The sequence below is a fragment of the Actinomyces israelii genome (assembly GCF_030253495.1).
GTDB lineage: Bacteria > Actinomycetota > Actinomycetes > Actinomycetales > Actinomycetaceae > Actinomyces > Actinomyces israelii.
Genome location: NZ_CP124548.1, coordinates 2,720,192 through 2,737,346 on the forward strand (window position 1 = coordinate 2,720,192; position 17,155 = coordinate 2,737,346).

Annotated in this window: 10 protein-coding genes; 3 read left to right on the top strand and 7 right to left on the bottom strand. The window is 75.7% G+C overall.

Annotated elements, in window-relative coordinates; all coding sequences use genetic code 11:
- The first annotated feature begins 103 nt into the window (after nt 1-103).
- Complete coding sequence (locus tag AIF0345_RS11315; protein ID WP_043563573.1) at nt 104-1,354, top strand: phosphotransferase; 1,251 nt, start codon at nt 104-106, stop codon at nt 1,352-1,354.
- A gap of 61 nt (nt 1,355-1,415) precedes the next feature.
- Here AIF0345_RS11315 and AIF0345_RS11320 read toward each other — a convergent pair whose 3' ends face one another.
- The 3 genes from AIF0345_RS11320 to AIF0345_RS11330 form a co-directional block, all read right to left on the bottom strand.
- Entirely contained in the window at nt 1,416-2,447 is a 1,032-nt protein-coding gene (locus AIF0345_RS11320) for a MerR family transcriptional regulator (protein ID WP_285296203.1), read from the bottom strand.
- 63 nt (nt 2,448-2,510) lie between these two features.
- Entirely contained in the window at nt 2,511-5,867 is a 3,357-nt protein-coding gene (locus AIF0345_RS11325) for an ATP-dependent DNA helicase (protein WP_285296204.1), read from the bottom strand.
- Nucleotides 5,864-9,247 (bottom strand): PD-(D/E)XK nuclease family protein, encoded by a 3,384-nt coding sequence (locus AIF0345_RS11330; RefSeq protein ID WP_285296205.1) that lies wholly within the window; start codon nt 9,245-9,247, stop codon nt 5,864-5,866. The genes AIF0345_RS11325 and AIF0345_RS11330 overlap by 4 nt, the downstream gene beginning before the upstream one ends.
- A 210-nt stretch (nt 9,248-9,457) precedes the next feature.
- On the opposite strand from AIF0345_RS11330, the gene AIF0345_RS11335 reads away from it, so the two are divergent.
- Nucleotides 9,458-9,673, top strand: coding sequence for a DUF3107 domain-containing protein (locus tag AIF0345_RS11335; RefSeq protein WP_043563579.1), 216 nt, complete (start codon nt 9,458-9,460; stop codon nt 9,671-9,673).
- Between the two features lie 19 nt (nt 9,674-9,692).
- Here AIF0345_RS11335 and AIF0345_RS11340 read toward each other — a convergent pair whose 3' ends face one another.
- A complete protein-coding gene (locus AIF0345_RS11340) occupies nt 9,693-11,975 on the bottom strand; it encodes an RNA ligase (RefSeq protein WP_285296206.1) in 2,283 nt (760 codons plus the stop codon).
- A gap of 103 nt (nt 11,976-12,078) precedes the next feature.
- A complete protein-coding gene (locus AIF0345_RS11345) occupies nt 12,079-12,726 on the bottom strand; it encodes a ferritin-like fold-containing protein (protein WP_043563582.1) in 648 nt (215 codons plus the stop codon).
- A 366-nt stretch (nt 12,727-13,092) separates the two neighbouring features.
- Between AIF0345_RS11345 and AIF0345_RS11350 the strand changes: the two genes are divergently transcribed.
- Nucleotides 13,093-14,781 carry a DEAD/DEAH box helicase gene (locus tag AIF0345_RS11350; protein WP_404975928.1) on the top strand — a complete coding sequence of 563 codons (1,689 nt, stop codon included), beginning with the start codon at nt 13,093-13,095 and terminating at the stop codon, nt 14,779-14,781.
- An 818-nt stretch (nt 14,782-15,599) separates the two neighbouring features.
- On the opposite strand, the gene AIF0345_RS11355 is transcribed toward AIF0345_RS11350, so the two are convergent.
- Both AIF0345_RS11355 and AIF0345_RS11360 read right to left on the bottom strand, forming a co-directional pair.
- Nucleotides 15,600-16,238, bottom strand: coding sequence for a MarC family protein (locus AIF0345_RS11355; RefSeq protein WP_043561035.1), 639 nt, complete (start codon nt 16,236-16,238; stop codon nt 15,600-15,602).
- A 42-nt stretch (nt 16,239-16,280) separates the two neighbouring features.
- Nucleotides 16,281-17,126, bottom strand: a complete 846-nt coding sequence (locus AIF0345_RS11360) for a PHP domain-containing protein (protein WP_268918361.1) — start codon at nt 17,124-17,126, stop codon at nt 16,281-16,283.
- Between the last annotated feature and the right edge of the window lie 29 nt (nt 17,127-17,155).

A 17,155-nucleotide genomic window follows, 5' to 3' on the forward strand; every position in this document is an offset into this window, starting at 1 on the left:
GGCTGCGCCCGTATCGCGCACGCGCGCCCTCATGGGAACCTCAACCCGTTCCAATAGGGCGCGGCAGTACCCCGACAACCCGCCACTCGCCTACGGTTGAGCCATGTCGCAGCCGCCCACCGGACCGTCCGACCACGCCGCACCGTCGAGCGCGGAGGATGCCCTCACCGCCGCTCCCGACGCTGCGCCACCGGCGCCGTCCGCCTCGGTCACCTCCCTGGCGTCCCGCCGCAGACGCTCTCCCCTGGCGCTGGCCGCCCTGGCCGGCGTCGCCGTGCCCGGGCTGGACCCGGCGCGACTGGCCCTGCCCCAGGAGGAGTCCGACTCCCTGCACGTCGTCGGCGTGATCGACACCAAAGGCCGCCACTGGGAGGTCCTGGAGGCCCACGACGACAACACGGGGGCGAACCTGGACGCCGAGGCCGAGGTGCTGCGGCGCATCGGCAGGATCGTCGATGACGGCCGCCTGACCTTCAACGTGCCGCGGGTGGCCGGGACCCTGCGCAGCGAGGAGGCGCACATCCAGGTCCGCACCCACCTGGAGGGCCGCCCCGTGGACATCTCCGCGCTGCACCCCGGCCCCGGCCTGTCGGCCGGCCTCGGCAGGGCCCTGGGCGAGCTGCACGAGCTGCCCACCTCCGTGATCTCCGAGGCGGGCATGCCGGTCTACGACTCCCAGGAGGTCCGCGACCGCTGGCTGAGCCTCATGGACGACGCCGCCGGGACCGGGAAGGTGCCCCCGGCGCTGCTGTCCCGGTGGGAGTCGGCCCTGGAGGACTCCACGCTGTGGAGGTTCCGCCCGGTGGTGGTCCACGGGGACCTCGACGCGGAGAACGTCCTGACGGCGGGCGGCGCGGTCGTCGCCATGCGCGGGCTCAGCCAGGCGCACGTCGGCGACCCGGCGGAGGACATGGCCTGGATCTACGCCACGGTCCCGGTGGACTGCCTGGACTCCATCGAGGGCGCCTACGACCTGGCGCGCAGCGAGGGGGTCGACAAGCACCTGCGGGACCGCGCCGAGCTGGTCAGCGAGCTGAGCCTGGCCCGGTGGCTCCTGCACGGCGTGCGCGCCGACCGGGACGGGATCGTCCGGGACGCGGTGAACATGCTCGCCGACCTGGCCGACCAGGTCGGCGACGAGCCGCTCGTCGAGCCGCGCGAGCCCCGCCTGGCCCCGGTGCCCGGCGAGCGGCGGGCCGCCGAGCCGGACGAGGTCACCCACGAGGTCACCATGGTCCCGGTCGACCCCGATGACGATAACGGCGGCTACGACGACTACGAGGAGCCGGACACCGCGCCGGTCAGGCCCCTGCGCCTGGCGCACAGCTCGGGCTCCTCCCCCGAGGGGGCCTGAGCCCGGCCGCGGGCCCCGTCACCCAGGTCACTGATTGCCCCAGAGGGGCCCGAGGCCCACGTCAGACCGGTGTCGGGCCGGAGGCGGCGTCCGGCCCAGTGGCCGGCCCAGCGTCCGGCCCAGCGTCCGGCCCAGTGGCCGGCTCCGGGGCCGGCCCGGCGTCAGACCCGGTCGAATCGATGGGGAAGCAGACCTGGGTGCGCCACGCGGCCGGATCCGATTCGTGGAAGGGGCCGACGAGGTAGCGCTCAAAAGCGGGCCCCGAGACCGTCATCCCACGCTCCCCGATCTCCCGCAGGAGCGTCGTGTAGGTCTGCGACAGCCCCTTGTAGGGGCCGACGTGCTCGGCGGCGATGACGCTCTGGTCCGCAACAGTGCGGCAGGTCAGCGGGGCGCTGACCTCCACGGGCGCGTCGACGACCTCCCAGACCTCGATGTCGACGTCGTGCTCGACGTGCCCCTCCTCGAAGAAGGTGGCCCCGCAGGGCTGCCCGGTCAGCCGGGCGCCGCCGGTGGCGAGCGCCTGGCTGACCTGGGGCTCGAACTCGTCGAACAGGGCGCCCTCGTGGTCGTAGGTGGGGATGATCTCCCGTCGGGCGATCACAGTGTGGGCGGGGATGGTCAGGGTCGTGATGCGGACGGGCTCAGGGTTCGCAGGGTTCGCAGGGTTCGCAGGGTTCGCAGGGTTCGCAGGGTTCGCAGGGTTCATGGCACTCATGGTCGGGTCCTCTCGGTGGTCGAGCAGTGCGAGCGTGCGCTCGCGCTGCAGCTCCAGCGCGGTCGCCTCATCCTCCAGACGGGCCAGGTGCTCGACGAGCACCCGGCGCCAGGTCTCCTCGTCGTCACCCAGGTGGGCGGGCAGCGCCCGGGAGATCTCCTCCAGACCCAGGCCCGCCTCGCGGAGACGACGCAGCATGACGGCCGGTTCGAGCTCAGCGCGGGAGTAGTACCGGTAGCCGTTGAAGGGATCAACGCCACCGGGGCGCAGAAGACCGAGCCGGTCATAGTGCCTCAGCATCCGGGCGCTCAGACGCGTCATGCGGGAGAACTGGCCGATGGTCCACCTGGGGCGGACGGGACTCGTGCGGGGCATGTCGTCACCCTCCCTGTTGCCACTATGTCAAGGTCAAAGTCGGTGCCAAGGTCACGATCGGAGTCACGCCCGCACCTGCAGGGCGGCCTCGATCTTCGCCAGGGGCAGCAGGTCCGCGGCGGCCAGCTCGTCGACGAGCCCGCCGTCACGATTGACGTAGACGTAGGCGGCGCGCACCGCGCCCGTCTCCACGCCCCGGGAGGCGGACAGGGCGTGGACGTAGACGCTGAGCTGGTCCACGGGCACCCGCCGGCTCCCGGTCTTCCAGTCGACGATGAGCCAGGTGCCGGCCGGGCCGCGGAAGACCGCGTCGAGACGGCAGCGCAGGGTGACGGGCTCCAGCGCCAGCTCGAGCTCGACCTCGGTGTCCTCCAGGACGTGGCCCTCCAGCAGGGGCAGGTCCTCGACGGTCTTGAGCCAGCGCTCGAGCTTCGTGCGGTCGCCCGGCGCCAGAGCGTCGGGGACCCCGGCCTGCTCCAGGGTCAGCAGCTGGCGCTGCCCGCCCAGCCGCAGGGCGACGGCGTCGTGGAAGACGGTGCCCAGCCGCCCCGCCGCCTCAGGCTTGGGCGGCAGGGGGCGGCGCAGCTCGAGGGCGAAGCGGTCCCGGTCGGCGCGCAGGGCGTCGATCCTCGTGGCCGCCAGGTGGTCGGGCAGCCGCACCGAGGGCGCCCGGTCGCGCCGGCGGTCCCGCTCGGCCAGCAGGAGCCGGGCCTCGGCCGTCCACCGGGCGACGGTCGCGTCCTTGCTCGTGTCCGGCGCCGCCCCGGTCCCGGCCGCCGCGGCGACCTCGCGGGCGGCGCGCCGTCGGGCCTCACGGTGCGCGCCGCGGACGCCAGCGGGCTCGGGGGGCGGCCAGGTGCCGGTCGCGCTGCGGTCGGCCAGGGGGTTGAGCTGATCCGCGTCGTAGGCCTGCCACCCCGGCCCGTAGGGGGCCACCAGGCCCCGTCGCACGAGCTCGTCGAGGTAGCGGGCCATGGGCCGCGGCTTGGCGGCCGCCTTGGCCAGGTGCGAGCCGGTCAGCAGCAGCTCGTGGCGGGCGCGGGTGAAGGCGACGTAGGCCAGGCGCCGCTCCTCGGCCAGCGCGTGGCGGCCCAGGGCGAGGGCGTACTCGCCCCAGGCCTCCTTGAGCGCCTGGGCGTCCCACCCGGCCATGTCCCACATGCCCAGGGTGAAGGGCGGGAGGGTGGCGGCGTCGGCCCGCATCGGGTGCGGGAGCTCCTCGGTGCGGGTCATCCACCCCTTGTCCGCCACGACGCGGTCCTCGCGCGGCTGCTGACGGTAGGAGGGGAAGACCTGCTCGACCAGGCCGGCCACGGCGACCGCGTCCCACTCCAGCCCCTTGGCGGCGTGGATGGTCAGCAGCTGGACGGCGCCCGGCTCGGGCTCGACGCGGGGGGCCTCCATGCCGTTCTCGCGGTCCTCGGCGGCCTCCAGCCAGTCGAGGAAGCCGACGAGGGTGGGCGAGTCCATCTCCGCGGTGAACTGCTCGGCCGCCTCGCGGAACCGGTCGATGGCGCGGCGCCCCAGGGGGTTGCCCACGCGGGCGGCCAGCTCGACGTCGAGCCCGAGCGCCTGCTCGGCCAGCACGACGAGGTCGGGCAGGGCGAGGGCCAGCCCGGCGCGTACGCGGCGAAGGCTGCGGGCCAGGCCGACCGCCGCGCGCCGCCCGGCCTGGCTGAGTCCGGCGGCGCCGCGCCCGCCGTCGTCGGGCCCGTCCCCCGACCCGGTGAGGGGGGCCCGGCCGGACTCCTCCCAGCGGGCCAGGGCCTCGATCGCCTCGGACAGCAGCGGCGCGTCCGCCTGCTCCCGGTCCGGATCGCTCGCGCTGTCCTCGTCGCCCCGGGCCGCCTCGCCGGCCCGCCGGCGCGGGGAGCGGGCCAACCCCCCGGCCAGGTCCCCGGCCAGCCCCGCCAGGGCGCGCAGGTCGGCGGCGCCGATGCCCGCACCGGTGAGCAGCCGCATCAGCCGGTCCCCGCGCTCGGGGTCGGCGGCCACGGTCAGGGCGGCGCGCACGTCGGCGACCTCCGGCACGCTCAGCATGCCGCCGACCCCGATGATCTCGTAGGGCACGCCGAGGTCCTCCAGGGCCTCGGCAATGGGCAGCAGCTGGGCGCGGGTGCGGCACAGGACCGCCATCTCGGCGCTCGGGGCCCACCGCTCCCTCATGAAGGCGGCCACGGTGCGCGCCTCGGCGAGCGGGTCCTGCACGAAGGCGCCGACGACGGCGCCCTCGGCCGGGTCCGCGGACTCGGGCCGCTCGTGGAGCTCCTCGACCGGGATGCGGGCGACCTCGGCGTCCCCCGGCTGCGGGGCGCGGTGGCGCAGCGGGGAGGACGTCGTGTTGGCGGCGCGCAGGATCGCCCGGTCGTTGCGCCAGGCGGTGGACAGGGGCAGGACGGGGGCCCGGCCCCTGCCTGCGCCATCCGCACCTCCCGCCCCGTCGGGGTTGAAGTGCTCGTGGAAGGTGTCCAGCGCGCCGGCGCTGGCGCCCCGCCAGCCGTAGATCGCCTGGTTCGGGTCCCCGACGGCGGTCACGCCGCTTCCGGCGAACAGCGCGGCCAGGAGGCGGATCTGGGCCACGGAGGTGTCCTGGAACTCGTCCAGGAGGACGGCCGGGTACTGGGCGCGCAGCGACTGGGCGACCTCGGGGACCTCCTCGGCGATGCGGCAGCCCAGGGCGATCTGGTCGCCGAAGTCGAGCAGGGCGTGCCGCCGCTTGTGGTCGCGGTAGGCGGCCACCGCCTCCAGCATGCCCAGGCGGGTGGTCAGGGCCTCGGGCACGCCCCTCACGAGGCTCTTGCAGCCGCGCACGGCCCCGATGCCCTCCATGAGGGCGGCGAGCTCGCCGAGCTGCTCGGCGGCCTCGTCCACGGCCAGCAGGTTCTCGCTCAGGGCCCCGTCCAGCGCCAGGAGGGCCGAGGCGGCGGCGCCGGGACGGTCCAGCGGGAGGGGCTCGGTGCGCTCCTCGACGATCCGGGTGGCGATCTGCCAGGCGCGCGCCTCGGTGATGAGGGTGGAGTCCGGGTCGACGCCGATGCGCAGGCCGTGGTCGCGCACCAGGGAGGCCGCGAAGGAGTTGTAGGTGGCGATCGTGGCCCCCGCGTCCTCCGCCCCCTCGTCGAGCTCGACCAGGCCGGAGCCGGCCAGCTGCGCCAGCCGCACCGCCACCCGCTGGTCCAGCTCGGCGGTGGCCTTGCGGGTGAAGGTCAGGCCCAGCACCTGGTCGGGGCGGACCTCGCCGCGGGCGACGAGGTGGACGACGCGCTGACTCATGGTGGCGGTCTTGCCGCTGCCCGCCCCGGCGACGACGAGCAGCGGGGCGAGCGGGTGGGCGATGACGCGGGCCTGCTCGGGCGTGGGACGCGGCACGCCGAGGATCTCGGCGAGGCGCTCGGGGCTGGGGGGCGGGGCCGGGCTCATGCGACGGCCCTGCGCCCCTCGGGCTGGATCGGGCAGGAGTCCCTGACGGGGCAGGTCTGGCACTGCTCCCCGCTGCGAGCGGTCAGGGTGGCGCCCGACGCCGCGAGCGCCGCCTCGCGCAGCAGGGCGCGGGCCCAGTCCTCCCCGGTATCCGGGTCGGGGCTGGGGTCCAGCGCCGCCCCTGGGGGCGCCAGGACCGGGACGCCCTGGTTCTTCCTGGGGGGCTCCTTGCCGAGCAGGACGAGCGCGGCGCCGTCCACCTCGTAGCCGCGGGCCTGGAGGGCCAGGCGGTAGGCGGCGAGCTGGGGGTGGCGGGCCGGGGCGGAGTAGGCGCGCCGGCCGGTCTTGATGTCGATGACGCGCACCCGCCCGCCGCCGGTCCCGCCATCCGGCGTGTCGAGTTGCTCCAGGCGGTCGATGCGCCCGGCCACGAGGACGGGCAGGGCCGGGCCCCGGCTGTCGGGGTCGGGGATGTCGAGCTCGGCGCGCACGCCCGCCTCGGCCCGGGCGCCGGCGGGCGCCTGGCTCAGGTAGGCGTCCAGGCGCTCGATCATGGCGCGGGTGCGCGCCGCGCGCACCGACCCGAACCAGGTGCCGGGGTAGGCGAGCTCGGGCAGGCGCTCCTCGAAGCGCGCCATGAGGTCCGGGCCCCTCAGGCCGCGCTCCTGCGCCTCCTGGGCCAGGGAGTGGACGAACTCGCCGAGCCGCTGGGCCTCCGACGGCGGCCTCCTGCCGCCGTGGCGGGTGAGGAACCAGCGCAGCGGGCACTGCGTGAGGGCCTCGACGTCGGAGGGGCTCACCCGCACCCGCCGCCCCGGCCAGCCCAGGGGCGTGCAGGAGGTGGGGCCGGCCAGCCCCTGCCAGGTGCGCGGGTCCGCGCCGGGGACGCCCCGGCGGGCCAGCTCGGCCAGGAGCCTGGCGGCCTGGCGGGCGCGCTCGCGTCCGACGTCGTCGGCGGCGGGCAGGTTCCCGGCCAGGGCCGCGCGTCGTAGCTCGCCGACCAGGCCCCGCAGGGTCAGGTCGCCGACGTCGGGGGCGATGAGGGGGGCTCCGTCGGCGTCGGTGACGGTCGCGCCCGCGGCGCGGGCGATCTCGGTGAAGAAGGAGGAGGGCGTGCTGTCCTCGTCCGCCACGGCGGTAACCAGGAGCCGGCGGGTGGCGCGGGTCAGCGCAGCCAGGAGCATGCGCCGCTCGTCCCCGCGCACCTGGGCGCGGGCGGCGGCGGGGTCGGCGCCCGCGCTCGGGCGCCCGTCGGCGCCGCGCGCCAGGCGCCCCATGACGGCCTCGACGAGCAGGCCCGAGCGCGTCATGGTGTCGCGCAGCCGCAGGTCCGGCCAGGCGTCGCGCCCCAGTCCCATGACGGCCACGACCTCCCACTGCCCCCCGGCGGCGGAGGCGGGGGTGAGCACGGCGACGCCGCCGGGGCGGGACCCGTGAGGGGCCACGGAGTCCGAGGGCAGGACCTCGGCGTCGAGCTCGGCCAGGAAGGCGCCGGCCCGGCCCCCCGGGTGGCGCTCGGCCCACACCTCGGCGCGCTTGAACAGGGCGGTGACCGTGTCCAGGTCCCGCTCGGCGGCCTCTGCCAGGAGCGGGTCCGCGCCGCCCGGCGGGCCCAGGGCGGTCGAGCGCCACTGCTCGGCGCACCCCGAGGCGTCCCAGATCCTCCACAGGAGCGTCTCGGCGTCGACGCGGTGCTCGTCCTCGCCGGCTGCGCAGGCCTCCCGCGCCGCCGAGGCGATGCGCGCCGCGGCCGCCAGGCGCGCGGCCTGGTCCGCCAGGGGCTCGCCGGCGAGCTCCTCCGCCAGCGCCGCGGCAGCCTCGGGGGAGGCCAGCGCTCCCAGCAGGTTCTCGTCGGGGCGGGCCTCGGTGGGCCGGTCCCGGCGCAGACGGCGGCGCAGGCGCCGCAGGTCCAGCACGCTCAGGCCGACCAGGGGGCTGGTGAGCAGGTCGAGGGCGCTGGAGCGCTCGGGGGGCGCCTGCGCACCGCCGAGGCGCCGCTCGAGGGCGGCCCGCGCGGTCGCCAGGATAGCCCCGGCGGCGGGCTCGGCGCGCAGCAGCACCGCCGGCGTCGTGGTCGCCAGGGGCACGCCGCGGCGGCGCAGCTCGCGGGCCACGGCCCGGGCGCGGCCGGCCGAGCGGACGACGACGGCCATCGCGTCCCAGGCGGTGGCGCGGCGGACATGCTCGCTGCGCAGCATCCGGGCGACGTGGGCGGCCTCCTGGGAGGCAGAGGAGGCCACGACGGCCTCCACACCGGCGGGCTGCGGGCCGTCGCCCGCCGGCCCCTGCTCCTCGGCTCGCCCGGCGTCCTGCGGCGTGGCCAGGAGCGCGCCGCGGTGGGAGGCGGTGCCGGTCACCGGGACCCGCCCGGCCTGGTCGCGCCACACGGCGAGCAGGGCGGGCCCGCCCCGGTGGACGGTGTCCAGGGTGAGGCGCTCGGCGGCCAGGGTCGAGCGGTCCTCGGCCTCCACGAGCAGGCTCGGGCAGCCGCCGCGGAAGGTCTCGACGGCGACGTCGGGGTCCCCCAGCACGACGATGCGGGCGCGGCGCCCGGCGGCGTCGGGGCGGGCCAGGGCGGCCAGGAGGCGGGCCGTGGCGGCGGTGCAGTCCTGGTAGTCGTCCACCACGACCAGGTCGGGCACCGGGGGCGCCTCGAGGACGTCCTGGGCGTCCCACGCCCCCAGGGCCTCCGCGGCGCGGTCCTGGATGCGGGCGGTGTCCAGCTTGCGGGTCTCGGCGCGCCGCTCGGCGGTGGGCCGGCCCTGGGCGTCCCAGCTGCGCAGGAGGGCGGAGGCCGGGCCCCACACCGGGACCCGCAGCTCGCGGCCCAGGGCGGCGAGGCGGTCGGCGTCGACCTTCAGCTCCCCGGCGCGCGCCAGGAGGCTGCGCAGCTCGGTGCGGAAGGCCCGGGAGGCGACGGCCTCGGGCGGCAGGCCGGGCCACTGCCCGGGGTCGATGAGGGCCGCGAGCGCCGCGTCCTCCTCGGCCCCGGCGAGCAGGACCGGGGCCGGCAGCGGGTCGCGGCGGCGCGTGAGGAAGGTGGCGAGCACCGTGAAGGCGTACCCGGCCGGCGTGCGCACCCTGACCGCGCCGCCGGCGCTGTGCTCGCGCGCCAGGTGGGCGGCGCGCCGGCGCAGGGCGTCGGCGCGGGCGCGGGTCGGGGCGAGCAGGAGGGCGTCGCGCCCCCGGGCGAGGGCGTCGGAGAGCAGGTGCAGCGCCAGGCCGGTCTTGCCGGTGCCGGGGGCGCCGAGGACCACGAGGTCCGCGCCCGCCGCGGCCCGCTCCAGCACCGCGCGCCCGGAGGCGTCCGGGGCGGGCAGGGGTGCGGGCGCGGGGGCGGGGAGGAGCCGGACCCTGGCCGGGGCGCCGTCGTCGTGCATGGGCCCAATGACACCACGCGGGTGCGACACGCGACGGCACCGGTGACCGGATTGCGCCCCGGCCCCGTCCGCGCGGCGCGAAACCCCGCGGCAGGACCGCCCCCGCCGCCCCGGGCCGAATCATCTAGGATCGCCCTGGGATCGCGGCCGGGACCGATCGGCCACGGATCAGCCAGATCAGCCACAGCCGGCAGGAACGAAGGAGCCACCATGCAGGTCACCATCGGCATCAAGCACGCCGCCCGCGAGCTCACCCTCGACACCACCGCCTCGCAGGAGGACGTGCTCGCCGCGGTCTCGGGCGCCGCCGGCGAGGACATCACCCTGAGTGACGACAAGGGCCGCAAGATCTTCGTCCCCGCCGGCTCGCTCGCCTACGTCGAGGTCGGGGAGGCCTCCCCGCGCCGCGTCGGCTTCGGCGTGTGAGCGCCGTCCGCGACCGCCGCTACCGCGCCCCTCCCCGCAGGGCGGCGACCAGCGCCGGGATGTCGACCACCGGTTCGACGAGGCCATCGACCATGAAGCCCTTGACGAAGCGGGGGCCCTCAGCGGCCTCACGGTCGAGACAGGCGCGCATGAGCCCGGCACCCGGCCCCGCCGCACGCACCGGCCTGCCCGCCAGGTGGCGGGCGAGCTGGGAGCGGAAGGCCTTGACCTCGCCGTAGGCCCGGGTCTTGTACTTGGTCATGGTGCCGCCCGCGTAGATGATGACGAAGCCCTCCTCCCCGCGCTCCTCGGCCGCGCGGGCCCGGGCGGCCAGGGCCGCCGGCGCGTCGTCGTCGGCCTCGCCGACGGCCTCGGACAGGACCTCGACGGCCGGGGAGACGAGGCCGAAGTCCTCGGCCACGCTGCGCCGCACCTCGTCGACCAGCTCCATGTCCTCCCGGTTGCGGATGGCGTCGAGCAGCACGACCTTGTCGTCGCCCTCGTCGACGATGTGGGGGTCGCGGCGGCTGATGACCTCGAAGGTCAGCGAGACGCCCGCGGCAGCGATGAGGGCGGCCAGCTCGTCGGCCCGGTCCCCCAGGTGGGCCGCCAGGAGGGACTCGGCGTGCTCGGAGTAGGCCGTGACGCCGGACTTGGAGAAGACCCGCAGCCGCCCGTCGACGACCGAGACGATGGCGAGGTAGCCGTTCCACTTGCGGCGCACGCTCAGGGGCCGCCCGGCGCCGGCGCGCACGACCTCCCCGAGGTCGGCCGGGCCCGGGGGCTGGCCGATGTTGAAGAACTTGTCGTAGCCGCGGGCGACGACCTCGGCGTCGGAGGCGCGCAGGAACAGGCCGCGGGCCTTGCAGCTGGTCTGGTCCCACAGGCCCTTGACGAAAGCCCTGCGGGAGAAGTTGCAGGCGATGATGCCCGGCATCCCCTCCACCTCGCGCACGCGGACCTCGGGGTGGGCGCTCATGCGCGCCACCAGGCTGGTCGGGTCGGCGGCCGCGCCGGTGAGGACCGGGGCGTCCTGCGTGAAGGCGTGGAGGGTGCGTGTGCCGTCGGCGTCGATCTGCAGGACGGCCAGGTGTCCGCCGTGCTCGACCCGGTGCTCCAGGGTGTAGACGTTGGGCGCGGCCAGTGCGGGCCCCGGCTCCTCGCGGCGGGCGCCGTTGCGGTGCCCGTGGACCTGGAGGATCCGCGGGTGGGACAGGCGGGCCTCGACGGCGCGCTCGTAGCCGGAACGCCCCTGGAAGGTGGTCGACCGCGCCGAGGACCCGAGCAGGAGCTGGAGCATGGGGACCTCGGTGAGGTCCCAGGTCAGCAGGCCGTCCTCGCCCTCGGCGGTGATCCGGTCGATGGTGGCCGGGTCCAGGCCCGCGTGGGTGACCAGGACGTGCTCGCCGGCGAAGCGCAGGCCGGCCAGGGGGACCATGCGGGCCAGGAGCGCCTCGATGTCGCCGTCGCGCCGCCCCGAGGCCAGGATCTGGCGGCGGGACTCGCGCGTGTCCGGCCAGCTGCCGCCGCGCACGTCGGAGCAGATCATGCGCAGGTGCTCGTCGTGGTTGCCCTCGACGAGGATGATGTTGTCCGGCACCCGGCCGTCCTCCACGATGAGGTCCATGACGCCCGCGGCGTCGGGGCCGCGGTCGAACAGGTCGCCGACGAGGACGAACAGGGTGGCGGGGTCCCAGCCGCCGAAGTGCTTCTTGGCCTTGGCCAGCGCCCCGGCACAGCTCTGCACGTCGCCGATGATGACGAGCCGCTCGTAGTGCTCGGCGGCGTCGGTCTCGGCGATGGTGTTGAGGCGGCGCACGTCCTCCAGGCCCACCACGGGCTCGACGACGGAGGCGGCCCCCGCCCGCACCCGGGCCGCGATGTCCGCCACGACCTGGGGCTCGACGTATCCGAGCGTGCCGCGGCGGGTCTCGTTGCGCTCGATCAGCTCGGCGTCGGTCAGGTCCCCCTGGACGTCGACGACGTAGACCCTGTAGCCGCAGCGCCGTGCCAGGGAGGCGAACTCGCGGTAGCTCTTGCGCGCCGGGTTGGTGCAGTCCAGCACGATGGTGCCGCCCAGCCGGACCCGGGAGGCGACAGCGGCCTTGAAGGCCGACACGACCTGCCTCTCCGCGCCGAAGGCCATGGACAGGGTGGGCTCGCCGTCCAGGTCCGTGAAGGGCGTGGAGTACAGGCGTCGAAAGTCGTCCAGGCCGATAGCGAGGTCGCTGAGCCGATGGCGACGGATCAGGGTCGACTTGCCCGCGCCGGGTGCCCCGCGCAGGATGAACATGGTACGCATGCGCGCACCTCCTCTCGCCTGTCAGTGAGCAGCACGCCGTACGGCGGCGGGGAGCAACGCTACCCCAGCCACGGCGGGAGCGCGTGAGGGAGCGCCGGCCGCCTCAGGCGCGCAGGCCCAGGCCGCGCATGCGGCTGGTCGCCCCCCGGGAGAGGACCTCGTGCAGGCCGGCCGCGTCGGCCCCGCCGCCCAGGAGCTCGGGGTGGACCGACAGCATCCGCTGAAGGGTGCCGATCTCCTCCCCCACGACCCGCCGCCCCCACAGGCCCAGCCGGGCGGCGAGCTGGGGGTCGTCGGCGACGTCGTCGAGAAGCTCGGCGGCTGCCGTGGCGCCGAAGCGGTCGGCCCGGAGCACGGCGCGCACCGATCCGCGCAGCGGCTCATCCAGGCCGTCGACCAGCGCCCCGCAGAAGTCCAGGAGCAGGCCGAAGGCGAGGTAGGTCTTGATCAGACGCTCGGCCCAGTCCGACGGCCGCAGGCGCTCGTCGAGGTCCCCCAGGGACCCGATGAAGCGCTCGGTGCCGGCACTGACGTCCGCCCCGGCCCGGCGGCCGAGCTCGCTCACGGTGTCGAAGGCGGCCACGCGCTCGGCGCTCATGTGCAGCAGCTCCGCCCGCGGCCCCATCGAGGGGGCCTTGTCGGCGTCCTTGGCGTAGCGCGTGCAGGCGCTGGCGCACACGAAGGCGACCATGCCCAGGACGGACTGCACGTGGGCGGGCGAGGACAGGGAGGGGGGACTCGGGGTGCTCATGGGGGCAAGCGTAAGCCGTGGGCGCGGAACCGCGCGGGCTGTGGGTGCGATGACCCCACGGCGGGCCTGAGCACGTGAGTTCGCCCACCACGCCGTCGGTCGGATCCCGATCGCGGCGGCGCCCGGCGCCCCGAGCGGCTAGCCTGACAGGGTCCACGGTTGCCCGGTCGTCCCGCAGCCCTGGTCCCGCAGGCCGTCCGGCCCCGAACGGGACATGATTCACGATCGGCTGCCACACTGCGACCGCGAAGCGCCGGCGCACCGGGCCGGCCCGCCGGGCGCCCGGCGCCCAGCCGCGCGTGCGCCCGGCGGGCTCAGCCGCACCGGTGCGCGCGGGCGGCACGCGGTCCGACCGGAAGGAACGTCGTGACCGACGACAACACCGACGCCCCGGGCGCGCCCGGGGAACCCGCTGCGCGGCAGGCCCGGAAGGGCGGCGCCCCCGAGGCCCCCGAGGCCTCCGGCATCCTGCGCACCGCCGGCGCCCACGCCCCCGCCCTGGACGAGGCCACCCCCGACATCACGGACGAGGGCGATGACGCCGATCTGACGAGGAGGACCTTCGCCGACCTCGGGGTGGAGCCCGAGCTCTGCCAGGCCCTGGCCGAGCACGGCATCACCCGCCCCTTCCCCATCCAGGCGCTGGCGCTGCCCGTGGCGCTGGAAGGCCAGGACATTATCGGCCAGGCCAAGACCGGCACCGGCAAGACGCTCGGCTTCGCCCTTCCCCTGCTCATGGACACCCTGGGCCCGGGCGAGGAGGGCTGGGAGGAGGACCCGGCGTCGGGATCCCCGCAGGCGCTCATCGTCCTGCCCACCCGGGAACTGGCCAAGCAGGTCGCCGAGGAGCTGTCCATGGCGGCGGCCAGGCGCACGGTGCGCATCGTGCAGGTCTACGGCGGACGCGCCTACGAGCCGCAGATCGAGGCTCTTCAGCGGGGCGCCGAGGTCGTCGTGGGCACGCCGGGCCGCCTCATCGACCTCATGGACCGCGGCGTGCTGGACCTGACCCACGTGACCACGGTCGTCCTGGACGAGGCCGACGAGATGCTCGACCTGGGCTTCCTGCCCGACGTGGAGAAGATCCTGGCCCGCACGCGCACCGACCGCCAGACCATGCTGTTCAGCGCCACCATGCCCGGCGCCGTCGTGGCCCTGGCGCGCCGCTACATGACCAAGCCGACCCACATCCGCGCCCAGGACCCCGGCGACGAGGGTATGACGGTCGCGACCGTCCAGCAGGTCGTCTACCGCACCCACGCCCTGAACAAGGTCGAGGTCGTCGCCCGGATCCTCCAGGCCACCGGGCGCGGGCGCACCATTATCTTCGCGCGCACCAAGCGCACCTGCGCGCGCGTCGCCGAGGACCTGGCCTCCCGCGGCTTCGCCACGGCGGCCCTGCACGGCGACCTGGGCCAGGGCGCCCGCGAGCAGGCCCTGCGCGCCTTCCGCAACGGCAAGGTCGATGTGCTGGTGGCCACCGACGTGGCGGCGCGCGGCATCGACGTGGACGACGTCACCCACGTCATCAACTACCAGTGCCCCGAGGACGAGAAGATCTACGTCCACCGCATCGGCCGCACCGGACGGGCCGGGCACTCGGGCACCGCGGTCACCTTCGTGGACTGGGACGACGCCCCTCGGTGGCGGATGATCGCCAGGGCCCTGGGCCTGCCCGTCCAGGAGCCGGTGGAGACCTACCACACCAGCGACCACCTCTACACCGACCTGCGCATCGCCCGCGACGTGACGGGCACCCTGCCGCGCTGCAGGCGCACCCTGGCGGGGCTGGACGCCGAGAAGATCGAGGACCTGGGCGAGACCGGCAGGCACGAGCGCGGCCGGGGCTCGCGGGGCGGCCGGGGCTTGCGCGGCGGGCACGGAGGGCGGGGCTCCCGCTCGGGCGGGCGCGACGGGCACCGGCACGGTGACCGGCACAGCGACCGGTCCTCCGAGGCGTCCCGCGATCGCCACGGCGAGGCGCCGCCGGACAGGCGCACCCGCACCCGCAAGCGGACTCGCGGCGGCAAGCCCATCCCCCCTGCCGAGGACTGACCGGCCCCGGAGGTCCTGAGGGTCCCGGAGGCCCGAGATGAGTGATTCCCAAGGGGGAGCGGCAAGACGATGCCCGGTCCGCCGGCCTGCCGCCCGGCTGCTCGGCGTCTCGCAGTCCCGACGCCGTCCCTGGGTCCCTGGCCGAGTTCGGCCCGCTCCGGCCCGAGGTCGGTCTGGTTGGCCGGCCCGGCGGCCCGCCGGGCGCTGCCGCGCCCCGCGAAGTGATCACCCCACGCGCTCTCAGCCCTCCGCGCCGCCCGGCCCGCACAGCAGAACCGCGGAACCACGCCGACCTCCACCACACCCGAGACCGGCGACCGACCTAAAAGTGCGTGGGACGACCACCTCCCCCGCCCCGACTTGTCCCGCACCGTCTTGGAGCCGGCCGGTCAGCCAGCCATCGGGACGACCGGCCCCGGACCAGCAGGCACCGCCACCAGGCACTGCGAGAGCCGGCCCCGCACCGGAACGTCAACGCACCCTCCCAGCATGACCCCCTCCCCCCAATCCTCCTGGGAGACAGAGCCCAGAAGGACGGGAGAAAAGCACGACCACACGACAAAGATACGTCCGTACGTCCACGTCGGGCCGCACGCCCCCTGTCGAGATAGACATTGTCGTACGAGATAGACGGTGACACCGCCGACCTCGTACGACAATGTCTATCTCGACGCCGGAGGCCACCGCCGCGCGCCCCGACCGACACGACCCAGCGCGCCACACGACCCAGCGGACGTCACCGGCAGACAGGACGAGCTCGACCGGCAAGCACGGCAGAGCCACAGGACACCACCCACCACCAGCCCCGAATCACTCACCTAGAGGGTCGAGAGGGCCGTGCGGACGTAGGCCAGGACGCCCTCGGCGATCATCTCCACGGCGATCGCCGCGAGCAGGAGGCCGAAGATCCGGGTCAGGACGCGGATCGCGGAGTCCCCCAGGAAGCGGTGCAGCGCCACAGAGAAGCGCAGGGTGAGCCAGATGACCACGTGCGTGGCGATCATGGCCGCGGTCACGGACGCCCACCCCACGACCGGGCTCGCAGCGGACTCGACCGACACCATGGCCGAGACGATGGCTCCGGGCCCGGCCAGCAGAGGCGTGCCCAGGGGCACCAGGGCCGCGTTGGTGCTCACGGCGTCCGGGTCGGGGCTCTCGTCGGCCTTGTCGGTGAGCAGCTCGAGGGCGACCAGCAGCAGGAGCAGCCCGCCGGAGGTCTGCAGCGCCGGCACGGAGATGCCGAGGAACTTCAGGATGTAGCGCCCGAAGATCGCGAAGACCAGGATCACCGACAGGGAGACGAGGGTCGCTTCGCGGGCGGAGCGCTTGCGCTCCTCGGTGTTCTGGCGGCTGGTCAGCGACAGGAAGATTGGGATGGCCCCGAGCGGGTCCTGGATGACGAGCACCGTCGTGAAGGACGTGGCGAACAGGTTGAGGCTGAAGATCGAGTCGAGCATGGGCGGGGGCGGGCTTGTCTGTCTGGCTGAGAACGAGGCGGGTCAGGCGGTGATGAGGGGCAGCGCGCCCTCGGCGACAATGCGGTCGAGCAGCTCGGGGGGCATGAGGTTCTCCCCCAGGCGGTTGGGCTTGCCGGCACCATGGTAGTCGGAGGCCCCGGATGCACCCAGGCCGAGGCGGCGGGCCAGGGCGCGGGCCGCCTCGCGGCCGGCGGCGTCGTGGTCGCGGTGGTCGACCTCGAGCGCGGCCAGGCCGGCGTCGGCCATGGCGGCGAAGGTCTCGTCGGGCACGAGGCGGCGCTGCCTCCGGGCGGCCCGCGGGTGGGCGGCGACGGGCACGCCCCCGGCGGCGCGCACGAGCTCGCAGGCCCGGACGGGCTCCAGCGCCCAGTGGTGGACGTAGTAGGGCGAGCCGGTGGCCAGCGGTCCGGCGAAGGCGGCCGAGCGGTCCGGGAAGCAGCCGGCGGCCACGAGCGCGTCGGCGATGTGCGGGCGCCCGATGGTGGCCGTCCGCGCGCTGTGCTCGACGACGTCCTGCCAGGTGATCGGGTAGTCGGCCGCGAGGCGCTCAACCATGCGCCGGGCCCGGCCGTCGCGCGAGCTGCGGGCGCGGGCGAAGGCCTCGCGCAGGGCGGCGTCCTCGGGGTCGAAGAGGTAGGCCAGCAGGTGGAGGGTGACGCCGTCGGCGGCGCAGGAGATCTCCGTGCCGCGCAGCAGGGCCACCCCGGTGGCGGGGACGGCGGCGGCGGCCTGGGCCCACCCGGCGGTCGTGTCGTGGTCGGTCAGCCCGACGACGTCGAGCCCGGCGCGCGCGGCGGCGGCCATGAGCTCGGCGGGGGTGTCGGTCCCGTCCGAGCAGGCCGAGTGGGTGTGGGGATCGATGCGCACGGGCGCCAGTGTAGGGACCCGGCGCCCCT

Bases quoted from the DNA above. Each gene is read 5' to 3' on its own strand.
- AIF0345_RS11330 (WP_285296205.1), bottom strand. From the start codon at position 9,247: ATGCACGACGACGGCGCCCCGGCCAGGGTCCGGCTCCTCCCCGCCCCC.
- AIF0345_RS11315 (WP_043563573.1), top strand. From the start codon at position 104: ATGTCGCAGCCGCCCACCGGACCGTCCGACCACGCCGCACCGTCGAGC.
- AIF0345_RS11345 (WP_043563582.1), bottom strand. From the start codon at position 12,726: ATGAGCACCCCGAGTCCCCCCTCCCTGTCCTCGCCCGCCCACGTGCAG.
- AIF0345_RS11325 (WP_285296204.1), bottom strand. From the start codon at position 5,867: ATGAGCCCGGCCCCGCCCCCCAGCCCCGAGCGCCTCGCCGAGATCCTC.
- AIF0345_RS11320 (WP_285296203.1), bottom strand. From the start codon at position 2,447: ATGCCCCGCACGAGTCCCGTCCGCCCCAGGTGGACCATCGGCCAGTTC.
- AIF0345_RS11355 (WP_043561035.1), bottom strand. From the start codon at position 16,238: ATGCTCGACTCGATCTTCAGCCTCAACCTGTTCGCCACGTCCTTCACG.
- AIF0345_RS11340 (WP_285296206.1), bottom strand. From the start codon at position 11,975: ATGCGTACCATGTTCATCCTGCGCGGGGCACCCGGCGCGGGCAAGTCG.
- AIF0345_RS11335 (WP_043563579.1), top strand. From the start codon at position 9,458: ATGCAGGTCACCATCGGCATCAAGCACGCCGCCCGCGAGCTCACCCTC.